The sequence below is a fragment of the Paenibacillus hamazuiensis genome, assembly GCF_023276405.1.
Classification (GTDB): domain Bacteria; phylum Bacillota; class Bacilli; order Paenibacillales; family NBRC-103111; genus Paenibacillus_AF; species Paenibacillus_AF hamazuiensis.
The window spans coordinates 2907125-2929306 of record NZ_JALRMO010000001.1 but is presented as its reverse complement, the minus strand read 5'-3'; the positions used below and the strand labels follow the sequence as shown (position 1 = coordinate 2929306).

General features: G+C 56.7%; 20 protein-coding genes and 1 riboswitch. Of the genes, 18 read left to right on the top strand and 2 right to left on the bottom strand.

The annotated features are described in order from the left end of the window. Position 1 precedes the first annotated feature (1 nt). Genes MYS68_RS12830 through MYS68_RS12810 form a run of 5 tightly spaced genes read left to right on the top strand, consistent with a single transcriptional unit; the run spans position 2 to position 3724 of the window. The gene (locus MYS68_RS12830; RefSeq protein WP_248926219.1) at positions 2-1042 is read left to right on the top strand and encodes an ABC transporter ATP-binding protein; all 1041 of its coding nucleotides are present in this window, start codon (positions 2-4) and stop codon (positions 1040-1042) included. Continuing rightward, positions 1029-2048: an ABC transporter ATP-binding protein gene (locus MYS68_RS12825; RefSeq protein WP_248926218.1), complete on the top strand. Its 1020-nt coding sequence runs from the start codon at positions 1029-1031 to the stop codon at positions 2046-2048. Before MYS68_RS12830 ends, MYS68_RS12825 begins: the two co-directional genes overlap by 14 nt. Beyond that, the gene (locus tag MYS68_RS12820; protein WP_248926217.1) at positions 2045-2419 is read left to right on the top strand and encodes a hypothetical protein; all 375 of its coding nucleotides are present in this window, start codon (positions 2045-2047) and stop codon (positions 2417-2419) included. Before MYS68_RS12825 ends, MYS68_RS12820 begins: the two co-directional genes overlap by 4 nt. Before the next feature lies 1 nt (position 2420). After that, on the top strand, positions 2421-2897 hold the full coding sequence (locus tag MYS68_RS12815) for a hypothetical protein (RefSeq protein WP_248926216.1): 477 nt from the start codon (positions 2421-2423) through the stop codon (positions 2895-2897). Beyond that, positions 2894-3724 (top strand): sugar phosphate isomerase/epimerase family protein, encoded by an 831-nt coding sequence (locus MYS68_RS12810; protein ID WP_248926215.1) that lies wholly within the window; start codon positions 2894-2896, stop codon positions 3722-3724. The genes MYS68_RS12815 and MYS68_RS12810 overlap by 4 nt, the downstream gene beginning before the upstream one ends. A gap of 146 nt (positions 3725-3870) precedes the next feature. On the opposite strand, the gene MYS68_RS12805 is transcribed toward MYS68_RS12810, so the two are convergent. Continuing rightward, positions 3871-4698: a phytanoyl-CoA dioxygenase family protein gene (locus MYS68_RS12805; RefSeq protein WP_248926214.1), complete on the bottom strand. Its 828-nt coding sequence runs from the start codon at positions 4696-4698 to the stop codon at positions 3871-3873. Positions 4699-4887: 189 nt separating this feature from the next. Here MYS68_RS12805 and MYS68_RS12800 point away from each other — a divergent pair, with 189 nt between their 5' ends. The 10 genes from MYS68_RS12800 (at position 4888) to MYS68_RS12755 (ending at position 16428) form a co-directional block, all read left to right on the top strand. After that, positions 4888-5775: a helix-turn-helix transcriptional regulator gene (locus tag MYS68_RS12800; RefSeq protein WP_248926213.1), complete on the top strand. Its 888-nt coding sequence runs from the start codon at positions 4888-4890 to the stop codon at positions 5773-5775. 27 nt (positions 5776-5802) lie between these two features. Next, on the top strand, positions 5803-6711 hold the full coding sequence (locus tag MYS68_RS12795; RefSeq protein ID WP_248926212.1) for an NHL repeat-containing protein: 909 nt from the start codon (positions 5803-5805) through the stop codon (positions 6709-6711). Between the two features lie 88 nt (positions 6712-6799). After that, positions 6800-6857: riboswitch (cyclic di-GMP riboswitch) on the top strand. A 138-nt stretch (positions 6858-6995) separates the two neighbouring features. Then, positions 6996-7205 (top strand): Spo0E family sporulation regulatory protein-aspartic acid phosphatase, encoded by a 210-nt coding sequence (locus MYS68_RS12790; RefSeq protein WP_248926211.1) that lies wholly within the window; start codon positions 6996-6998, stop codon positions 7203-7205. Positions 7206-7391: 186 nt separating this feature from the next. Then, positions 7392-8378, top strand: a complete 987-nt coding sequence (locus MYS68_RS12785) for a carbohydrate ABC transporter permease (RefSeq protein WP_248926210.1) — start codon at positions 7392-7394, stop codon at positions 8376-8378. A gap of 17 nt (positions 8379-8395) precedes the next feature. After that, on the top strand, positions 8396-9238 hold the full coding sequence (locus MYS68_RS12780; protein ID WP_248926209.1) for a carbohydrate ABC transporter permease: 843 nt from the start codon (positions 8396-8398) through the stop codon (positions 9236-9238). Positions 9239-9256: 18 nt separating this feature from the next. Continuing rightward, a complete protein-coding gene (locus MYS68_RS12775) occupies positions 9257-11068 on the top strand; it encodes a sensor histidine kinase (RefSeq protein ID WP_248926208.1) in 1812 nt (603 codons plus the stop codon). A 12-nt stretch (positions 11069-11080) separates the two neighbouring features. Continuing rightward, entirely contained in the window at positions 11081-11860 is a 780-nt protein-coding gene (locus MYS68_RS12770; protein ID WP_248926207.1) for a response regulator transcription factor, read from the top strand. Between the two features lie 140 nt (positions 11861-12000). Then, positions 12001-13530 carry an ABC transporter substrate-binding protein gene (locus tag MYS68_RS12765; protein ID WP_248926206.1) on the top strand — a complete coding sequence of 510 codons (1530 nt, stop codon included), beginning with the start codon at positions 12001-12003 and terminating at the stop codon, positions 13528-13530. 16 nt (positions 13531-13546) lie between these two features. After that, complete coding sequence (locus tag MYS68_RS12760) at positions 13547-14920, top strand: sulfatase family protein (protein ID WP_248926205.1); 1374 nt, start codon at positions 13547-13549, stop codon at positions 14918-14920. Between the two features lie 23 nt (positions 14921-14943). Further along, positions 14944-16428: a sulfatase gene (locus tag MYS68_RS12755; RefSeq protein ID WP_248926204.1), complete on the top strand. Its 1485-nt coding sequence runs from the start codon at positions 14944-14946 to the stop codon at positions 16426-16428. A gap of 494 nt (positions 16429-16922) precedes the next feature. Here the strand turns inward: MYS68_RS12755 and MYS68_RS38840 are convergent, their stop codons facing one another. Further along, on the bottom strand, positions 16923-17783 hold the full coding sequence (locus MYS68_RS38840) for an AraC family transcriptional regulator (RefSeq protein ID WP_248926203.1): 861 nt from the start codon (positions 17781-17783) through the stop codon (positions 16923-16925). A 162-nt stretch (positions 17784-17945) separates the two neighbouring features. On the opposite strand from MYS68_RS38840, the gene MYS68_RS12745 reads away from it, so the two are divergent. From MYS68_RS12745 to MYS68_RS12735, 3 genes are read left to right on the top strand one after another with little or no spacing between them, the layout of a single operon-like run. Next, on the top strand, positions 17946-19328 hold the full coding sequence (locus MYS68_RS12745) for a family 4 glycosyl hydrolase (protein WP_248926202.1): 1383 nt from the start codon (positions 17946-17948) through the stop codon (positions 19326-19328). Between the two features lie 14 nt (positions 19329-19342). Next, the gene (locus MYS68_RS12740; protein ID WP_248926201.1) at positions 19343-20581 is read left to right on the top strand and encodes an oligogalacturonate lyase family protein; all 1239 of its coding nucleotides are present in this window, start codon (positions 19343-19345) and stop codon (positions 20579-20581) included. 26 nt (positions 20582-20607) lie between these two features. Further along, positions 20608-21894, top strand: coding sequence for a hypothetical protein (locus tag MYS68_RS12735; protein WP_248926200.1), 1287 nt, complete (start codon positions 20608-20610; stop codon positions 21892-21894). The last annotated feature ends 288 nt before the right edge of the window (positions 21895-22182 follow it).

Here is a 22182-nt window from a genome sequence, read left to right as displayed (position 1 = left end):
TATGGAAGACAACGTGATTTTGGAAGTAAAAGGGTTAAAAACATACTTCCACCTCGATGAAGGCGTGCTCAAGGCGGTGGACGGGGTGGACCTCAAGATCAAAGAAGGCAGGACGCTCGGCATCGTCGGGGAGAGCGGTTCCGGCAAAAGCGTGACATCACAGTCGATTTTGCGAATCGTCCCGAACACGGGCAAGGTGGAAGGCGAAATCGTGCTCCGCCGAAGAAAAAACGGCCAAACCGAGACGGTCGATTTGGCCCGCCTGGAGCCGCAGGGCAAGGAAATCCGCTCGATTCGCGGCGGGGAAATCAGCATGATTTTCCAGGAGCCGATGAAGGCGTTCTCGCCGATCCATACGATCGGGAACCAGATCGTCGAGGCGATCCTGCTGCATCATACGGAGGATCCGGCGGAGGCGAAACGGGTGGCGATCGAGACGCTGAAAAAGGTCGGCATGTCGAATCCGGAGCAGCGGTTTAACGAGTACCCTCATCAGCTGTCCGGCGGCATGCGGCAGCGGGCGATGATCGCGATGGCGCTCGCGTGCAACCCGTCGATTCTGATCGCCGACGAGCCGACAACGGCGCTCGATGTGACGGTGCAGGCCCAGGTGCTCCAGCTTATCAACGATCTGAAGGCGAAGATCGGCACCTCCGTCATTTTCATCACCCACGATCTGGGGGTCATTGCGGAAATGTCGGACGACGTCGCCGTCATGTATCTCGGCAAAGTCGTCGAGTATACGGATGTCGATACACTGTTTCACGGCGCGCTGCATCCGTACACAAAGGCGCTGCTGCATTCGATCCCAACGCTCTCGAAAATGAGCCGGCGCCTCGATTCGATCGAGGGTACGGTGCCGTACCCGATGAATTTGCCGAAGGGATGCGGGTTTTATTCGCGCTGCAAGATGGCCAAGGACGGAGTTTGCAATGTGGACGACGTGCCGATGGTCGAAGTGAAGGAAGGCCACTTTGTGCGGTGTGTGCTGGTGGAAAATCAAGAGACGGCGGAGGTGGGAAGCCTGCATGGAAAGCGGTAGCCGCATTTTGGAAGTGAAGTCGCTGAAGAAATATTTTCCGGTCAAAAAAGGGTTTCTGAAGCGTACTGCCGGATACGTGAAAGCGGTCGACGACATACACCTGCATATCAAGGAGGGAGAAACGTTCGGGCTTGTCGGGGAGTCGGGCTGCGGCAAAACGACGCTGGGCCGGTGCATTCTTCGTGCTATAGAGCCTTCCGAAGGATCGGCACTGTTCAAGGATCGCAAGGGGAGCGTGGTTGATATCACCAAGCTCGATCACAGGCAGCTGCGAGCGATCCGCCGGGATATGCAGCTTATTTTCCAGGACCCTTACTCGTCGCTTAACCCGCGCATGACGGTGATGAACATCATCGGCGAGCCGCTTGTCTGCAACGGCATCGCCAAAGGAGAGGAGCTGCGCGAGCGGGTGAAACACCTGATGGAACTCGTCGGGCTGAACAGCAGGCATCTCGAGCGTTATCCGCACGCGTTCAGCGGGGGGCAGCGGCAGCGGATCGGCATCGCCCGCGCGCTGGCGACAAACCCGCGGTTTGTCGTATGCGACGAGGCCGTCTCCGCTCTCGATGTGTCCGTCCAGGCGCAAATATTGAATCTGCTGCAGGATTTGCAGGAGCAGCTGCATTTGAGCTATTTGTTCATTTCCCACGATCTCGGCGTCATCCAGCATATATCCGACCGCGTCGGCGTCATGTACGTCGGGAAAATGGTGGAAATGGCCGGCACTGACGAGCTGTTCAACCATCCGAAGCATCCGTACACGGAGGCGCTGCTTTCCGCCAAGCCGATTCCCGATCCGAGGGTCAAATCCCAGCGGATCATCCTCGAAGGGGAGGTGGCGAACCCGGCGAATCCGCCTTCCGGCTGCTATTTTCATCCCCGCTGCAAATATGCGAAGGACATCTGCAGGAAGCAGCAGCCCGAATGGGCGGAGGTCGGCAAGGACCATTACGCCGCCTGTCATTTGGCAGGGGAACTGAATCTGCAAGGAGTTTATGCGCGATGACGAACGTATGGCTGATATTGCTCGTGACGATTATATTTATTTTTGCGTTTATGATCGTCTCTATCTGGATCATGAACAAGTTCATGAGAATGTATATCGGTACGAAGCACCGGCAGTTGGAGGAAATCGTCACGACGAAAAAGGTGCCGGAAAGCTGGCTGCGCAGCTTCGAAGGGTGGAACGGGAGCATCGGCAGCGGGCGTCCTGCGGAAAGAGGGATCGGCGACAAGGAATTGCGGACCTGTTTGAAAAAGCTGGACCGGCTGACGCGTTACGTAAAAAAAACGAGCCTCGTACAGGATGAGGACACCCGCCGAATGCTGCTTGCCGATCTGGAGCAGATCCGCGGTGAAATGGGGGGAAACGGGTGACATGAAGTCCGAACCTTCCGCAAGTAAAAAATGGATAGCCGGTATTGTCGCAGCCAGCTTGCTGAGCGCCGTTTCCGCGGTGCTCGGACTGCTCAATTGGATCATACTCAGGGAAGCGGAACAAACGATCGTCGTCCGCAGCTCTATAAGCCGATGGTCCTGGCAGGCGATCGACAGCTTTTCTTTTTTGCTGCTCGGCATGGCTTGGCTGTCGTTTGTTTTGTTCGTGCAGCACTATTTGATGAAAGCGCCCGATGTCCGCAGCTTATGGGGCCGGGCGCTGTGCGTGATCGGCGCTCAGACGCTGCTATTGTTCGCCTGCCGTTTGGCGGCGACCGCACTCGGTCCGGCCGGAACCGGCCTTTCGCAAACCGTTATTCTGATCGCGGAAGGAGCTCTGGGAACAGGTTTGTCGTACGCGGGCATCCGTTTGTTGAAAAAGGCAGGTCATCCGAATAACGGGAGGGAGCTTGTATGATGAATGTCGGCGTCGTATCGCGGAGCTTTCGGGAGCTGACCAATGAGGAGGCGGCGGGGCTCATGGCGGGAAACGGGTTCAAATGGACGGAGCTTTGTTTTTCCCAGACGGACTCCAACTACTGGGTGTATAACGGAAGATCGGATTTAACGGATTTAACCGACGAGAGGAGCAGCAGCATCGTCGATACTTACCGGAGCCGAGGCGTCGAAGTGACTTCGATCGGCGTGTTTACGAATTTGCTGGAACCCGACGACCATGAGCTGGAGCTCAATTTGGCCTATTTCGAGAGGCATATGCAGATCGCTGCTGCGAACCGGATTCCATATGTCGCGACGGAATGCGGGTTTATCAAGGGAAATCGCGGGGTACAGGCCGACACGTACGAATCCGCTTTTCAAAGGTTGGTTGGCAGTTTCAGATGGCTTTGCGCCAAAGCGGAGCTTTACGGCGTATACGTGGCGCTGGAGCCGTGCGTGCTCGACGTCGTGCCGAGCGCGAAGCGGACGGCCGATTTTATTGACCAGGTCGGCTCGGAACGGGTGCGGGTGCTACTCGATCCCGCCAATCTGATCGCGAACAGCTCGGAGGAGGATATGTTCCGCTACCTGGCTCCGCATATCGCCTACTTCCACGGCAAGGACCGGAAGGTGAACGACGCGTATGGCCGGGCTGTAGGCGACGGAGACATCAATTGGCCGCTTTTTTTGCAGCTGTATCACCGGCATACGGAAGGTGTGCCTTTTATCCTGGAGTACGTGAACGCCGGCAACTTTTGCGAAATTCGCGACCGCGTGCTGGCATACGATCGGGAGGCACTGGGGTGAACGAGCTGCATTGGGGCGGCTTGTGAGGGGCAACGAAAACGGGGAACGGCTGAAATGCAACATGGGAAAACGTGAGGGGAGAGTGCAAGAGGGAGGAAGCGGACGGGAAATCCGCTAATCCTCCCTAATCGGATCAAACCTCCTCACTACTTTACCCGGTACGCCTGATAAGTGACCGGGAACTCGTCGCCTTGCAATATCTCGCCGGCCGGCACGTGCACATGGGCTTCCATCGGATGTTTGCCGGTCGGCACGTACCGGGTGTGACCCGGCATGTAATGAACGGCGATGGCCCGGCGTTTTCGCTCGGAGCGGTTGTGCGGGCTGCCGTGCCAGGTCAGGCTGTGGTGGTAACCGACCTGGCCTTTTTTAATTTCGAACGGCACCGCTTCCACCACGGCGCCTTCCGGCAGCAGGTGCGGCGCTTGGTGGTACGGCTTGAAGTCGGGCGTGCTCGCCAAATACTTTTGCTGATCGCCCCACTTGTGGCTGCCCGGCACCATCCACATGCAGCCGTTTTCGATGGTCGCGTCGTCCAGAGCGACCCAGGCGCTGACCAGATCGGCAGGTTGGATAATCGGCCAGAGCGGGTGGTCCTGGTGCCATTTCGTCGGCCCCCCTGTAATCGGCGGCTTATATTGCACCTGGTCGTGCCATATGCGCACCGTATCGGTCCGCATCAGCTGGGCGATTTCTTCGCAAATGCGCGGGTTGCAGGCGTGTTGGAAGAAGGCGTCGCTGGCCATCCATATGTTCACGATCTGTACGACGGTTTCGCGGCTTGTGATGGACATTCCGTAATCGGCGCCGCCATCCAGCAAATTGCGGTTAAGCACCGGCTGTTTTACGGATTTGCCGGCAATCACCAAATCCAGATCCTCACGCAGACGCTCCACCTCTTCGTCGCTGAGAACGACATCGCCTTTAAGAAAACCGTTCTCGTCAAATTCTTTTATTTGCTCGTCGGTCAACATGGCAATCATCCTTTCCGAAGGTTAGGTTTCGGTAAGACTTACAATTTGAGAATAGCAGGAAATCCGGTTCATTGTCGTTAGAGCTTTCGCAACATAAGTTGCACTTTTCACACAAGTTGTCTGCTGCAACGCTTTTTGCATAAATTGTCTGCTATAATATGGAAGGATGTGAACAAAGGAGCTGAGAACATGCAGAGTCATGTCCATGTCGGGCCGCTTTCCGCGCTCAGGCCCACCGTCAATTTTGCCAACCGCATGAGCACTTCGCCGAGGCAGGAGTGGGGACCGCGCATCATACCCGACTGCCAGCTGCTGTACGTCATCTCCGGACAGGCGGAGCTTGCGCTCGGCCCCGAGCGGTTTCTTCTAACCGCCGGAGACTGCGTTTTTTACGGCTCAGGCAGTCCGCACCGGCTGATGTCGTCGGAGTCCGATCCGTTCATGTTCGCAAGCATCCACTTTAACTGGGACAGGGAGTCGCCGGAGCCGGTACACCCTGTTCCGGGAATCGTCAATTGCCGGTTCGAAGACTTGTCCACGCCCGCAGCCGCTTATTTTGTTCAAGTAAACGAATACGGGGATATCGCCATCCCTCACCGGTTTGCGATCCCGAATCTGGAAGGGCTGTTCATGCAGGTGGTGCGCGAATACCGGTTGGAGGAGATCGGATACGCGTCCACGCTGCGGGCGCTGTTGACCCAACTGCTCGTCGTGATCGTTCGCCATCAGATCAGCGGGCTGCAGACTTCGGCCGACAGGAGAAAAATTGCTCCGGCCCTGGAGGCGATACGGAAGCATCCGTACATCAGCTGGAAAACGGAAGAGCTGGCCGGCATGTGCGGCTATCATCCGACTTATTTCGCTGCGCTGTTTCGGGAAACGGTCGGACATTCGCCCAAGCATTACCTCGTTCTCGAGCGCATACGGAAGGCGAAGCAGCTGCTGCTTGAAGCGGAAACGGTCGAAGAGGTGGCCGAGAAACTGGGCTATACGAGCATTCATTATTTCAGCCGCAACTTCAAATCGGTGACCGGACTTACCCCGTCAGAATTCAGACAGCAAAGCGTCGAGCTGTAACCATAAAAATTTGGAGGTCAGATGCAAATGAAAATCGGTCAAGGCGAGTTTCAGTATGAAGTCGTAAACGGCTGGGCACGGCTGCCGGAACATGCGTCATTCGGCTATACCCACGGAATAGTTGTCGATTCCGAGGACAACGTGTACCTATTTCACACAGGGGCTCCGTCTTTGATGAAATTTGACCGCGAAGGTCGTTATTTGTCCGGCTGGGGAGAGTTTCCGGGAGCCCACGGATGTCTCCTGCACGAGGAGGCGGACGAAGCTTATTTATATTTGACCGATACAAAGCTGGGGATTGTGGTCAAAACGACGCTGGACGGCAAAGAAGTGCTGCGGATCGGTACGCCGGAAATGGAAGGAGTGTATGATACGGAGCGCAGATTCGTTCCGACCGACGTCGCCGTGGCGCCGAACGGCGATATTTACGTGGCCGACGGATACGGACAATCGTGGGTTCACCGATACGACCGACGGGGCGAACGCATCCAATCGTGGGGCGGCAAAGGATCGGAGCCGGGCCAAATGTCGTGTCCGCACGGCGTATCCGTATGTCTCCGGGGGAAAGAACCCGAGCTTTATGTCGCGGACCGCGGCAATAACCGGATTCAGGTTTTTACCTTGGACGGCGTACACAAAAGGTTTGTCACGGACGATTTAGATATGCCGTGCAGCTTTTACTTCCGCGGCGGGGAAACGTATATTCCGGATCTTCACAGCAGAGTCACGATTTTGGACGGCGGCGACAGGCTGATCGCCCACTTGGGCGAAGATCCGGAAGCTTTCCGCCAGACGGGCTGGCCGAATTTGCAGAAATCGTATTTCCGGCCGGATAAGTTCAGCTCGCCCCACGGGATTTGTGTAGATTCCAAAGGCGATGTGTATGTGTCCGAATGGATTTCGGACGGGAGGGTGACGAAGTTGAAACGAATGTAAATAAAATATTTTCGAAAATTCAGAAAAATGATAGCGCTTACTAGTAAAAATATGTTATTATTTTTGTAGAATTATATTATCGCTTAAATCGTCGAAAGGGCAAAGCCATTGAAAAATGGCGGCGCAAAGCTACAGGGGCTAACGTTAAGGGACCCCCATAAGACATTATCTCCAGCAGCAAAGTTGATCTTCGCTTTTTGGGGGTTCAAGCTAACAATGCCAGCCAGCTGCCGAATCGAGCATCCTCCGCCGATTTATGCGAATCATGCAAAGGAGGCAGTGTTATGTTGTCCGAATCGCTCCGAATGTATTTGCTGATGGCGGAAATCAAAGCTTTAAAACAATGCATAATCGACCGATACGAGCAGTGCGGAAACTTTCGTGACCCTGTCCTGCTTAAGCTCAGCCAAATTTTGGACAAAAGGCTGAACCGGCTCAGCCGGTCGCAGCTCAAGCAGCGATTGCAGGCGCACGCTGTCTTGGAGCATCGGTAAAGCTAAAAGGTACGCATAGCGGAACATTGTCTGGAATAGAAGTCTGAGAAATCAGGCTTCTTTCTTTTTTGTCCGGCAACTGCGGTTTAAAGTAAAAAAAACACACCGCATTGTAAAAACGCGATTCTTTCGGCCTTAATTGAGAGCGGTTACAATGTAGCTATGACAAACAGGAGGTGAAGAACGTTGAATCCTGCGACTTGGGGGAATAAAGCGGGAAATGCTGCACAGACCGCAAAACCGGCAACGGCGTCCCGCTCCATGGGCAGCTTTCGAAGACGGAAAGCGTTTTGGTGTTATTTGTTTATTTTGCCGCAGCTTTTGATGTTTCTTGTATTCACGCTTTATCCGATCGCGATGAGCTACGTTTACAGCTTTTACCGCTGGAACGGATACGGGCCGCTTGAGGAATTTGTCGGGTTTGGCAATTTTGTGGAGACGGTGTACGACCCGGTTTTTTGGAACGCGTTCAAAAACAACTTTGTTTTTATGGTCTCGTTAGTTTGCGTGCAGGTGCCGCTCGCGCTTATCCTCGCGATCGTTCTCAATTCCTCATGGCTTAAAGGTTCCGCCGCTTACCGGGCGATCTTTTTTCTGCCGGTCGTGACGACTACGGCGGTGGTGGGGCTGGTGATGCGGTTTATTTTCGGCGCCTACAAGGGGCTTGTCAACGAGGTGCTGATCAAGCTGGGCTTGCTCGACAAGCCGGTCGACTGGATCGGCTCCATCGATACGGCGCTGCTGATCGTTATCGTGGTAGGAATATGGAAAAGCTTCGGGATGAAAATGATCTATTGGCTGGCCGGGCTGCAGTCGCTGCCGAAGGAAATTTATGAGGCGGCCCGCGTGGACGGAGCAAACAGCCTGCATCAGTTCCGCTACATTACGGTGCCGCTGCTTCTTCCGGTGGGAAGCGTCATCGTGCTTCTATCGGCCGTTAACGCGCTGCACGTCTTCGATCTGGTCAAGGCGATGACCGAGGGCGGACCGGCCTTTGCTACGGATATGGTCGATCTGTACATTTACCGCTACGCCTTCTCGAGCGCCGGGGAAGCGAGAGTCGGGTTTGCTTCGGCGGCGGGCATTTTTTACGGCATTGCGGTGCTGTTCATCTCGCTGCTACTCGGCGCATTGGTCAAAATGACCGGTGGCAAGTCATCGCAAGGACATTGACATAGGGGGAGAAGCTCATGCATCTGCAGGGAATATATCGCGGGCTGCCGAAGGCGCTAACGCACGCGGGCTTGATCGCAGTCGGGATCGTCTGGATTTATCCGTTCATATGGATGGTCGCCTCATCGCTCAAGACGAATTCGGAATACTTGACGGGAGGGTTGTCGCTGCTGCCGCAAAAGCTGCAGTTCGAGAACTATGCGCGCGCCTGGAAGACGGCTCATTTCTCGACGTATTTTTTCAACACGGTCATCGTTACGTTGTCCACGGTAGCCTTGGTTGTCCTGCTTTGCTCGCTGACCGGCTACGCGCTCGGCCGTTATCAGTTTAAAGGTCGCATCTTATTCGTTTCCGCAGTGACGGCGACGATGTTTATGCCGAAAGGATTTACGATCATTCCGGTATATTCGCTCATCAATGCGATCGGCCTGAACAACACGCTGCTCGGCGTCATTTTGGCCGAATCCGGCGGGGCGCACGTGCTGTTCATCCTGCTGTTCATGACCCATTTCCGCGGGCTGCCCAAGGAACTTGAAGAGTCGGCCGAAATGGACGGCTGCGGGTTTCTCCGCACCTTCGTGCAGATCATGCTGCCGCTGTCCAAACCGATTATCGCCACTACCGCCATCATGCAGTTTATGTGGACTTGGAATTCCTTCCTCATTCCATTAGTATTTACTTTAGGCAAGGAAAACCTGCGTACGTTGGGAGTGGGGATGTATCAATTCGTCGGAGAGCACAGCATCGATTACACGGGGATGGCGGCGGCGGCCAGCATCTCGCTGCTGCCGATCATCGCGATTTTTCTCTTCTTCCAGCGATATTTCGTGGAAGGAATTGCAGGTTCGGTCAAAGGATAACGGGGCGGGTGTCCGGCTATGCTGAGGCTTGGAGAAAAGCTGCTTCTGGCGCTCAAGGATGCCAGCGTCGTCAAAAAGCTGTTCCTCGCCTTTTGTCTGGCCAGCCTGATTCCGCTGCTCATGTCGGCTTTCGCCTTTCATAAAAGCGCTTCCAAGGTTCTTGAGGAAGAGCTTGCGGTCAATACCGCGGAAATACTCAAGCAGGTGGACAGCAGGCTCGGCTCTTTTATCCAGGAAACGGAACGGATGGCAAATATGGTCCGCTTCGCCGAAGCGACGATCAATTTTATGGATTTGCAGGAGCTGAGCGACGACCTGTTTACGATTCAAACCTACGGAGAAATCCGCAAAATGCTTTGGTCGATCGCGAATCTGCGCAGCTTCCTCGCGGGAATTTACATTATCAACGATCATGGTCTTGCGGTCTATGCGAACTCCGAAAACCGGATCGTGCAGACGAAGTACGATTTTTCCTCGCAGAGCTGGTATCGGGAAATCAAAAATAACAAGCAGTTTCGCCTGTATCCCGCGCGGGAGCAGGATTATGTCGATCGGCAGCCGGTGGTGAGCTATGCCGGGCGGATTTTCGACGTGAACCGCAATCTGGACAGAGGCACGCTGCTGATCAATTTTCAGCCCGACGTCATCGCTTTTATGACGCAAAACATCCAGCTCGGCAAAACGGGATACGTGTTTCTGATGACGCCGGACGGGAAACGGGTCAGCCAAGGGGGCAAATTTCCCGAGGGCCTTATCGCTCTGCCCGAATTTGTCGAAGGACTACAGAGCGAAAGCGGCCATCTTATCCTCCCGTATAACGGGGTGAAAACGATGGTCAGCTTTTTTACCTCGCCGGCGACCGGCTGGAAAATTGTCGGTGTCGTCCCTTTCGAGGAAATCGCCGGGGGCATTCAAAACGTGCGTTATACGCTGTATGTCATTCTTCTGCTGGCTGCGGTGCTGATCGCCATTTTGTCGGTTGTTCTTTCGCGGGTGATCACCCGTCCGCTCAAAAGGCTCGAGGACAACATGCGCAAGGTGGAAAGCGGCAATTTTACCACCACGGCGGAGCGGTGGAGCCGCGACGAAATCGGCCGCCTCGGCAAAAGGTTCAACCGCATGGTGAGCGAGCTCGAACGGATGCGCGAGGAGATTTATTTGTCCAAGCTGCGGGAATACAAGCTGGATATGCTGCACAAGGAAGCGGAACTGAAGGCGCTGCAGGCGCAAATCAATCCGCATTTTTTGTACAACACGCTGAACACGATCGCCTGCATCGGGGAAATTAACGAGGTGGAGGAAATCTCCGTGATCAGCGGCTGCCTGGCCACGATGTTCAAATACAGCATAAGCCCGAACCATTATGCGACCTTGCACGAGGAGCTGGAGCACGTTGGCGCCTATATGAAAATTATCGGCATCCGCTTCCGCGAACGGATCCGGTTTCATCTTGAGGTTCCGGATGAGCTGATGAGCGCGCATGTTGTCAAGCTAACGGTGCAGCCGATCGTGGAAAACTGCGTCAACCATGGGCTTAGTCGCAAAATAGGAGAAGGCAACATCTGGGTCCATATTTTTTCCCGTGAGGAGAACCTCATTATCCGTATTGTCGACGATGGAGTCGGCATGACGGAGGAGAGACTCGCCGAACTGAACGGGCAGTTAACCCGTCCCGGTCTTTTGGAGCGCCGAATGAAGGACCATATCGGACTGCTTAACGTTCGCCAGCGGCTTCATTTGCATTACGAAGAAAGAGGAAAAATTCATCTGAACAGCAGGTTAGGCCAAGGCACAGTGGTGGAAATCGGGATCCCGATGGGGACGGCGTGAGGAGGGAGCGTCATGTACAACGTGCTCGTCGTCGATGACGAATCGTGGATGTGCGAGGGCATGGTCCATATCATTCACAAAACAAACGAGCAATTCAGGGTCGTGCGGACGGCGGAAAACGGTCTGGACGGCCTTGCCGCGCTGCAGGAACGTCAGGTGGATGTTGTGGTGGCCGATATATGCATGCCGGGCATGGACGGACTGGAAATGCTCCGCCGGATGCGGGAGGAAGGGTACCGCCAGCCGGTTGTGATCATTTCGGGGCATAACGAGTTCGACTATGCGAAAACGGCGATTCGCTACGGCGTGTTCGATTATTTGCTGAAGCCGGTGAACCGTCAGGAAATTTCCGGAGTGCTCGGCAAGCTGGCGCAGAGACTCGAAGAGGAGGGAGAGTATTCCCACGGCCAGAAGCCGAAGGAGGAGCCTTTCCGCCAGGAAGAGCTCCGCAGCGGTGCGCAAATCGTGCGGATGATGAAGGAGCAAGCACAGCTGAAGTATATGGAGGACTTATCCATCTCCGTCATTTCCGATCTGACGGGTTTCAATCCGTCGTACCTCAGCCGCATTTTCAAGCAGGAAACCGGGAAAGGGTACGTGCAGTATTTGACGGAAATCCGCATGGAGGCGGCGAAAAAGCTGCTTATCGGGAGACCGGAGCTGCATGTGGCCGAGGTCGCCCGTTTATCGGGGTATTGGGACGAAAAGCATTTCAGCAAGCAGTTCAAAAGGGAGGTTGGCGTGACGCCCAGCGAATTTCGACGAGGAACCAACGAAACTGCCCTCGGGTAAGAAATCGACACTCGAAAGTAAAAAATCGATTCTTTTGGCGACGGATGACAGCGGTTACAATGAGGGCACAGCCTGCAAAGCGGAGGGCGCGTCCTTAAAATCCGAGGCAGGCGAACGCGATGGTTGAGGGGGAGTTACCAATGGCATCTAGCAGAAAAGCGACGGCTTCCGCGCTGGCGGCATTCATGCTCGCATCCGCGGCGCTTGCCGGCTGTACCGGAGGAAGCGGCGACGGAAAGCCCGGCAGCGAGTCGGGAAGCGCAGGGAAGCTGGGGGAGAAAGAAGCGGTGATCCGGGTATGGGGGCCGCATGATTTCATGAAGGGCGACGAGAGCCCAGGGCAGATGATGGTCAAGGCGTTCAACGAGAAAAACAAAGGCAAAATCCGCGTGGAAATGAAGTACATGCCGTGGGCCGAGTACAACACCGCGATACAGGCGGCCGTGACATCAAACGATTTGCCGGATATTTTCAACCTGCCGCAAAACATCGACTTCCAGCAGGTGCTCTCCTCGAAATGGATTCGGCCGCTCGACGGCATCGTTTCGGATGCGTGGAGGAAGCAGTTCTACAACGGGGCGTTCGCCGAAGGGGTCAACGTGATTGGCGGCAAAACGTACACGTGGCCGATATTCGGGCCGCAGCTGAATCAACTGCTGTACTACAACAAGGACGTGCTGAAAAATGCCGGGCTCGATCCGGATAAGCCGCCGAAAACGTGGGATGAGCTGAGGAGCATGGCCAAAACCGTCACGGAAAAAGGCAAGGGAGACGTCTTCGGCGTCGTGTTCGCGCTGGCGGAAAACGGCTACGCCACCAACACCGTGACCGGTTTTGCGGCGGGCATCAACAATTTGGAATCGGGCGGCTTCAACTACAAGACCGGAACCTACACGTACGATTCCAAGGCGATTTCCGATTCGGTCAAATTGATTTTGGATTTGAAAAAAGACGGCAGCATTTTGCCATCCTCATACAACCTGAAGCATCCGGAGGCCGGTGCGCTGTTCGGTCAAGGCAAAGCGGCGTTTCTGTTCGACGGGCGATGGAGAATGTGGCTGATCAAGCGGGATACGCCGGATGCCAAGTACGGGATGGCGGCGCTGCCGACGCCGGCCGGAGAGCCGATGATCATGCATCATACGCTGGCGAATAACGGCGGCTTTATGGTCTCGGCAAGCACGAAATACCCGGAAGCGGTTGGAAAGTTCATCGAGGAAGGACTCGCCTCCGAGCTGTTTTACGAAGGCTTCATGAAAAGCGGCGTCGGGCTTTCGCCGATCGAGAAGCTGAACGCGGACAAATCGAAATATCCGTACCCCGAATACGAAGTGTTCGCCAAGCTGCATAAAGACGTGCTGCGTCTTCGTCCGGATCCGGCGGTCCGCAACCCCGAGGCGACGAAGGTTTTGGTGGAGATCGGCGGAATGGGGCAGCCGAAGATCAAGCCGAGCTTTAACGAGCTTTTGCAGGCGATCATCATGGGAGCCGAGAAGGATCCCGACAGTGCGCTTAGGGCATATAACGAGAAGATGGCCAAGGGCTTTAAGGACGGCCTCGAGAAAGTGAAGCAAAGCGGAGCCAAAGTCGACGCTTCCGATTTCAGCTTTCCGAACTGGGACCCGAAGAAGGATTACACGGATCAGGATTATGCCGCGCTAAAAAAATGACGGGAGACGGTTATCCATGACGGAAAAACTGAACGTGATCGTGTTTTTTACCGACCAGCAGCGGTGGGATACGACCGGCGCGCACGGCAACCCGCTGGGCCTTACGCCGCATTTCGACCGGATGGCGCGAGCCGGCACCCATCTGTTCAACACTTTCACCTGCCAGCCGGTGTGCGGACCGGCGCGCTCGTGCCTGCAAACCGGACTGTATGCGACGGCGTCCGGCTGCTACCGCAACGGCATTCCGCTGCCGCCGGGCAGCCGCACGCTCGCGCATTATTTTAAGGATGCGGGGTATGCGACCGGTTATATCGGCAAATGGCACCTCGCCGCGCACGAGCCGGTGCCGCAGGAGGAGCGGGGCGGTTATGAGGAGTGGTTGGCCGCAAACCTCCTCGAATTTTCTTCGGACGCCTACGATACGGTGCTGTACGACAACGACAACCGGGAGGTGAAGCTTCCCGGCTACCGGGTCGACGCGCAGACGGATGCGGCGATCCGCTACATCGACCGGCACCGGGACGATCCGTTTTTCCTGTTCCTTTCTTATTTGGAGCCGCATCATCAAAACCATACCGACAATTACCCGGCCCCGGACGGCTACGAGGAAATGTACGCGGGGAAATGGATGCCGCCGGATTTGCAGGCGCTCGGAGGGACGGCCCCCCAGCATCTCGGCGGCTACTGTGGAATGGTAAAGCGGCTCGACGAGGCGCTGGGCAGGCTGCTGGACTGTCTGAAAAGCCTGAACCTGCAGCAGCGGACCCTCGTGCTGTTCACCTCGGATCACGGCTGCCATTTCAAGACGCGGAACAGCGAGTACAAGCGCTCCTGCCACGAAAGCTCGATTCGAATTCCGTGCGCGATGACCGGGCCGGATTGGTTGAACGGCGGCCAAATCCGCGAGCTCGTCAGCTTGATCGATCTGCCGCCGACCTTGCTGGACGCAGCGGACATCCCGGTGCCGGCTCATATGCAGGGCCGGTCGGTAATGCCGCTTATCCGGCGGGAGAAGTCGGAGCGACGCTCCGAAGTTTTCGTTCAGATCAGCGAATCCCAGGTCGCCCGCGCGATCCGCACGGACCGGTGGAAATACGCTATCCACGCTCCGGAACGAAGCGGCTGGAACGATGCAGGTGCAGACCGATACGAGGAGCAGTTTCTGTACGATCTTCATGCGGATCCGCATGAGCTCACGAACCTGATCGGCATGGACAGCTATGAAGCGGTTACGGAGCAGCTGCGGCAGCGGTTGATCGCGAGGATGATGGAGGCCGGCGAGCAGGCTCCTGTCATTGTGCCGGCTGTATCCAGAGCCGGCGGGCAGCGCTGCGCGTCGATAGCGGAGCGCCGGGCCGACATATCGAACGGGCCGGTGCCTCGTTGTTAGGAAGGGGAAGGAGGAGGAACACCTTGAAAGCGATCATCGTCATGTTCGACTCGCTCAACCGGCATATGCTGCCCCCTTACGGGGGCGAAGGCGTGCATGCGCCGAATTTCAGCCGGCTTGCGGCCAAAAGCGTCACCTTCGACAACAACTGGGTGGGCAGCATGCCCTGCATGCCGGCCCGCCGCGATTTGCTGACGGGACGGTACAACTTCCTGCACCGCAGCTGGGGGCCGCTCGAGCCGTTCGACGACTCGATGCCCGCTATTCTTGGGGAGCACGGCGTTTATTCGCATCTCGTCAGCGACCATTATCATTATTGGGAGCCCGGAGGGGCGACGTATCACAGCCAGTACAGCACGTGGGAGTTTATCCGCGGGCAGGAGGGCGATCCGTGGAAAGGCGAAGTGGCGGACCCGGACATTCCCGACCATGTCGGTGACGTACAGGGCTACCGGGCGAAGCTGTTTCGCCAGGACTGGATCAATCGCAAATATATGGCGGAGGAGGAGCTTCATCCGCAAGCCGAAACGTTTGCGCGGGGGATCGAATTTATCCGCATGAACGGCAAGGAAGACCGCTGGCTGCTGCAAATCGAGGCTTTCGACCCGCATGAGCCGTTTTTTTCGCCGCAGCGCTATAAGGAGCTGTACCCACACGAATACGCGGGAAAGCATTTCGACTGGCCACTTTACCAGCGCGTACAGGAGACGCGGGATGAAGTCGAACACTGCCGGTATGAGTACGCTGCGCTGCTCAGCATGTGCGACGCCTATTTGGGCCGCGTCCTCGACGTGATGGACGAATGCGATTTGTGGAAGGATACGATGCTGATCGTCACGACCGACCACGGCTTCCTGCTCGGCGAGCACGACTGGTGGGGCAAAAACATCATGCCGTTTTACAACGAAATTGCCCGCACTCCGCTCTTTATGTGGGACCCGCGCGAAGGGCGGCAGGGGGAACGGTGCGGCGGCTTGACCCAAATGATCGATCTGGCGCCGACGCTGCTCGATTTCTTCGGCGCCGACGCAACCGGCGACATGCAGGGTATTCCGCTGCGCGAGACGCTGCGGGGGGACGACCGCGCCCGCGAGGCCGTGCTGTTCGGCATGCACGGCGGCCACGTCAACTGCACGGACGGGCGCTACGTGTACATGCGCGCTCCGGCGCGCTCCGACAATACGCCGCTTTACAATTACACACTGATGCCGACGCACATGGCGTCGATGTTCAGCGCAGAGGAGCTGAGGCAGTTGGAGCTGGCGGAACCGTTTTCGTTCACGAAGGGGGTCCGCACGCTGAAAATTCCGGCGGCCTCGCGGCATACGGCCCATCACTTCGGGACGCTGCTGTACGACCTGCATGCCGATCCGCAGCAGCGGCAGCCGGTCCGCGATCCCGAGGCCGAAGCGAAGATGGTCGGGCACCTGGTACGCCTGATGCAGGAGCACGATGCGCCCGCCGAGCAGTACGAGCGGCTTGGACTTGAAGAGCCGATGCAGCGCTGATGGCGGCATGCGATTGACGGCCGTCCTGCGATGTCACACCGCATACGGGAAGCTGCGTGCGGTGCGACTTCACAAACCGGCAAGCGCTAAGCAGACCGAACTACCAAGAAAAGAACTGTTATCCCGCTAAATATAGTTGTTCATAAGCATAAAGGAACTGAGGTTCGCTATCCTCGGGAAAATCGTCACATTCGAAAAAGTAGAGGAACTGAGATGCGCTAAATCGTCGGAAAATGGCTTGAGGGCCGGAAAAACAAGCAAATAACGCACCTTGGTTCCTCTAACCTTGGCGAACGGCTCAAAATGGCCATTTTAGCGCACTGCAGTTCCTTTATGAACCGGGGGACAAGTGGGGCGGCGTTCTGCATCCATCTGCCTGATAACGTGGGCAAGCGCTGGGGGGAGAGAACCGCAGCGTCGACGGCCTATAACGAGAGCATGCTTACGCGGCTGGCGGAATATGGGCTTCCATTCCGTGAATAACATCTCATTTTTTACGTTTTCGGCAGCGCGCCGAACGTTTTGCGGTACTGCAGCGGAGACATTTTCGCATAACGCCCGAACATCCGGTAAAAATGCTGCAAATTGTTAAAGCCGCAGCCGAGGGCGATTTGCACGATCGGCTGGTCCGTTTGCTCGAGCAGCTTTTTCGCTTCCAAAATGCGCCGGTTCGCCACGTATTCGAACACGGTAAATCGCGTCGTTTCCTTGAACAAATGGCTGATGTAATATTTGCTCAGTCCGAACTGCTTTTCCAGCAGCTCGAGGGTGATCGGATTCATATACTGCTCGTCGATGTAGCGGATCAGCCCTTTGATATGCGGGTTGTATGGAACCGGCGGAGGCTGCTGCCCGGCAAGCCGCCGAAACCGGATGAGCAGAAGCAGCAAATTGCATTTGAGCGCAGCGAGCGCGACCGGATCGCCGGATTCCGAAAATCGGCCGAACTCCGCCGCCATCGCGGCAAATAAGGAAAGCAGCTCGTTTCTTTGCTCCGGCGTCGTTTCAACCTTGCGGGGTCCTTCGCTCACAATCCATTCCAACGTCTCCTCAAGACCTGCTTCGCATAGAACTCCCCTTATAAAATCTTTGCTGAAATTGATCACATATCTTGCGTAAGGCCGGTTCGGCTGATAAAAAATGCGGTGAATTTCATATTCGTCGATGAAAAAGAAGTCGCCGTCGCGGATCGTATATTTGTTATCCTTCACGAAAATATCCAGCTCCGCTTTTACGAAAAAGTCAAGCTCGAACGCATTGTGGTAATGGTGGATCGCCGGTTTGTTGCGGATATCCCGTTCGTTCGAATAGCTCACCCAGCAGGGGGGAGTTTGGTCGTAAGGAACGTGTTCCACGGGAGCACCTCCAGCACCTGGAAATTTAGTCGTATAAATTATAGCAAGATACGTGAATATTGGCGATGAAAAACAAGATAGACGAAGATTTCCCAAAAACCGGGATGATACGATAGGAGCGTGCAATTGCCCGATTCACTTTGGGGCCAGGAGGCGGTATCTATGGATAACATCGTATTAACGGTCATTGGGGGCGGCAGCGTCAACTGGATGACGGGGCTTATGCGCGACGTCTATTTGCTGGATGAGATCAAGGGGGGCGAAATCCGCCTTGTCGACCCGAACCGCGAGCACGTGGAAGCGGTTGCGGCGATGCTGCAAACGTTCAACAGGTTGAGAGGCAAAGAGTACGGCATACGCATCTTCGAAAACCGGAAGGAAGCGTTGGATGGAGCGGATTTCGTGCTCACCACGTTCAGTCCCGGCGCGATGGATGCGTTCTGGAACGACCTGGAGCTGCCGATCAAATACGGCATCCGCCAGCCGGTGTCGATGACGGTCGGGCCCTGCGGCATCTCCGCGTCTTTGCGGACCGCTCCGGCGGCTTACGAGCTCGTGCAGGAGATGGAGGAGATGTGCCCAGGCGCTTGGCTGCTCAATGTGACCAATCCGATGAGCGTCGTCACCCGCGCGATGAATATGGCGGCGAAAACGGTCAAGGTGGTCGGCATGTGCCATGAGCTGCATGCGGCGCCGAAATATTTCGGCCCGATGCTCGGCTTAAGCAAGCCGGAAGGCATGGAAGTGACGGATTACCTGTACCGCTGGCTGCCCGAGCAGGGGCTGCGCTATACCGTCGCCGGGGTGAACCATTTCATCTGGCTCACCGAAGCGAAGCTGAACGGCGAGGATGTGCTGCCGAGAATTCGAAGTTATGCCGAAAGCCGCTGGGAGTTCGACGGCGATTCGGCCAAACCGGTCGATTCGTTCCATAACCGTGGAGCGGCGAAGCTGGCTCTTTGTCGCCAGCTCGGCTGCCTGCCGCTTGCCGGAGACCGTCACCTGATCGAGTTTTACCCGAGCCTGTGCAATGTAAGAATTGGATACGGAATGAAATATTCGGTGCTCAAAACGACCGTTGACGCGCGGCGCCTCACCAAGGTCAGCCAATTGGAGCAGATCCGCAAGCTGGCCAGCGGCGAGAGAGAAGTTTCCTGGCAACGGTCCGGCGAAGAAATGACGGAAATTATGAAGGCGGTCGTAACCGGAGGAGAGACGGCAGCCATCGTGAATGCGCCGAACCGGGGGCAAATCGCCAATATGCCCCGCGACGTTGTCGTCGAGACACTCGCCACCGTGGACAGGGACGGGGTGCATCCATGGCCGTCCGGCGATCTTCCCGGCGCTATCGGCAGCTTGTGCCGTCTTCATGCCGACGTGCATGAGTTGACGGTGAAGGCCGCGCTGGAGGGCAGCCGCCGGACGCTGATTGAAGCGCTGAGCCTCGACCCGCTCAGCGGGCTCGCCGATTTTTCCGAGCTCGGCGAGCTGGCGGACGACCTGCTGCAGGCGAATCGCCGGTGGCTGCCGAGATTTTTTTCATGAGGGAGAGAAGAGATATGAACCATATGGCCAAAGGCACCGTGCTGCAGCATCGATTCGAGAGGCGCCCCGACCCCGCGACGGGGCGAACGGTGACGCAGCTGACTTCGCTGCCGGGAAACCATCATCATCTGTATTTTACGAGCAGCAGCTTTACTGCGGATAACCGCAGTGTCTTGTACATTAGCGATGGCGGCAGCGGCAGCCCGAACTTGTTCAAGCTGTCGCTGGACGACGGAAACGCCGTGCAGTTAACCGGCAACCGCGATGGGTATATGAAAAGCTATGTGTACTACGACGGCCATCCGTACCGCGGACTCGCCAAGGCAAGCCCGAGCTTCTCGCCGGGGACCGGGCGGCTACTGTACATTCAGGGCGGCGAAGTGCGGCTGCTTGACGTGGAGAGCCTCGAGGAACGGGTGATCCATACGCTGCCGGAGCGCGTCATGACCGGCTTTACGCATCTTTCCGCCGATGGGCGGTATGCATGTATTCCCTACATCGACGCTGAGGCGTTTGAAGTGGGGGAGGGTAATCCGTTCAGCCTTATCCGGGAGAAAGTGAAAAGGGAAGGCATTGAATCGCGGGTCGTTGTCGTCGATACGGAAACGGGCGTCGAGGTTTACTCCTTTGCACATCAGGGCTGGGTGACGCACGTGCAATTTCATCCGAAGGATCCGCGGGTCATTTTGTTCAACCACGAAGGGGGAATGGTGGATCAGCGTATTTGGCTTTATGACCATGGCGTCATCGGCAGGGTGAGGGATCAGTCGGAAGGAGGCTCCGCGGAGACGTTATGGATTTGCCACGAAATGTGGGCGGCCGGCGGTGCCGGCGTCATCTATCACGGCACGCGCGGCGTTCCGAACGATCCGGCGATGAAGGATGTGGCAAAGGACGGCGGCATCGTCAGCTTTGTCGGGTATATGGACATGCGTTCGTCGCAGTATAAGGAGGTCAGCTTTGAGCCGGAGATGACGGCGTACGGGCATTTTACGGCAAGCAGCGACGATTCGCTGCTCGTCACGGACGGCATCATCGATGCGCGCAGCATTCATTTGTGCCGCATGGATTGGCGGCGGGGGAGCTTAGGAATGTCTCTCGTTTGCCGCCACGACAGCAGCTTCTCTGTTCAGGATGTGCATCCTCACCCGATTTTCAGCCACGATGACCGGTACGTTTTATTTACATCCGACGCTCACAATGATCGGACCCGCGGGAATGTGTACGTCGTCGATTTGCAGCAAAACGTTTAGCGGACAGTCAGGAGGAATTTAAGATTATGCATCCTTTTATGGGAATCGAAGAGTGGGACAAAATCGGCATGTCCGTCGCCGAATCGGCCGGCCGGCTTCAGCGAATCGCCTATCTCGACAGGCAGCTGGCGATGATCGAAGCGGGGCATATGATCGCCCGTGCGGAATATGAAATCAAAGGCGCGTTGGGCCGCATTTTGTGGCAGGACTCGGTCCACTGCGATCAGCTTCGCGAACGCTGCAGGCAGCTGCGCATGAGCTCCGTTGCTTTCGACAAGTGTCCCGATCCGCTGCTGGAGCAGTTGACACAGCTTGTGCTGGAATCCGGTTCGGCGCTGCTTTTGCTTGGCGCGCTGTTCGAAGTCGTCAAGCCGGCACAGCTGAAGGCGATCGAAGATTACATGCAAAGGGCGCAGCCGATTGTCGACGAGCCGACGATTGCGCTGCTTAGGCACCAACGGCTGGACCGCGAGGCGCAGATCGAATGGGGCATCGCGGCGCTGGCGGAACTGAAGCAGGGGGCGACGGAGGAGGAGCTGCGGCAGCTGGCGCGGTGGACGGCGCATTTGCAGGACCTTGTGCAGGCTGCCGGGGAAGTGACGGGAGCGGGGCCTCGCAGGGAGCCCGACTCCCTTTTGGCCGTGGTGACCTCGCCGTTTCAGGTGCCAAAAAGCAGCCCGCGGGACAGCCGGTTTACGACAAGCGTCCGCAAATTCGCCGGGATGACGTTCGAGGACAGCGATGCGGGGCGATTTGAGGCGATGCTGCTGCACCGCTATTATGAAATGACGACCGCCGAGGCGCTGGCTTATATTTATTTTACCGCGGAAGATAAGCCGTGGGCGTTTTACTGCGATGTGGCCCGGCACATATGGGACGAAACTCGGCATTCCTGGTTCGGGGAGGCGGCGCTGCGTGCGAGGGGCCGCGATGTGTACGCGATCCCGAGCTGGATCGGGTTTTACGAGATGTGCCGGAACGTATTCGACGATATTGACGAAGCATATACGCACTTAACGATCGCGATCGAAAAAGCGGCGATGAAATACCCTCCGGGCAAGCGGGAGGAATGGGAGTTTTGCCGCGATACGGTCAAGGAGCCGCTGATGACGACGTTCCAGGATTTCGACTGGGCCGACGAGGTCGTTCACGCCGGGTTCGGGCAAAAGTGGATCATCGACGGGGTGCACCGTGGCGATCAGGAAAAGGCGCAGCAAGCCGCTGCCGTCACGCAGGAGAAGCGGGAGCGTTTCATGGAGCGCGCGGCGCAGGCGGGCGGTTCCGGGGCCGACCGGTTTGCCGGCGGGTATTGAGGGGGACGGAAAGGCAGCCATCGCGGGCTGCCTTTCCTTGTTTGGAGGACGCCGGCTTGTGCGGGTGCTCAGGCATGTTGAGGGGCCTGAGAAGGGAGACGAAGGGCCGGGAAAGGCGGAGGAGTGAGCGGACCGGAATGCCGAGAGGCGGAAAAACCTGCTCTCAGCCAGGTGGCCCCGCTGCTCCAGCGCTTGAGAGCGCAAAAACGCGCTCTCGGGCCGCGGAAGGCGGAGGAGCGGGTGGGTAGGGAGGCCGAGAGGAGGAAAACCCGACTCTCGGCCAAGTGG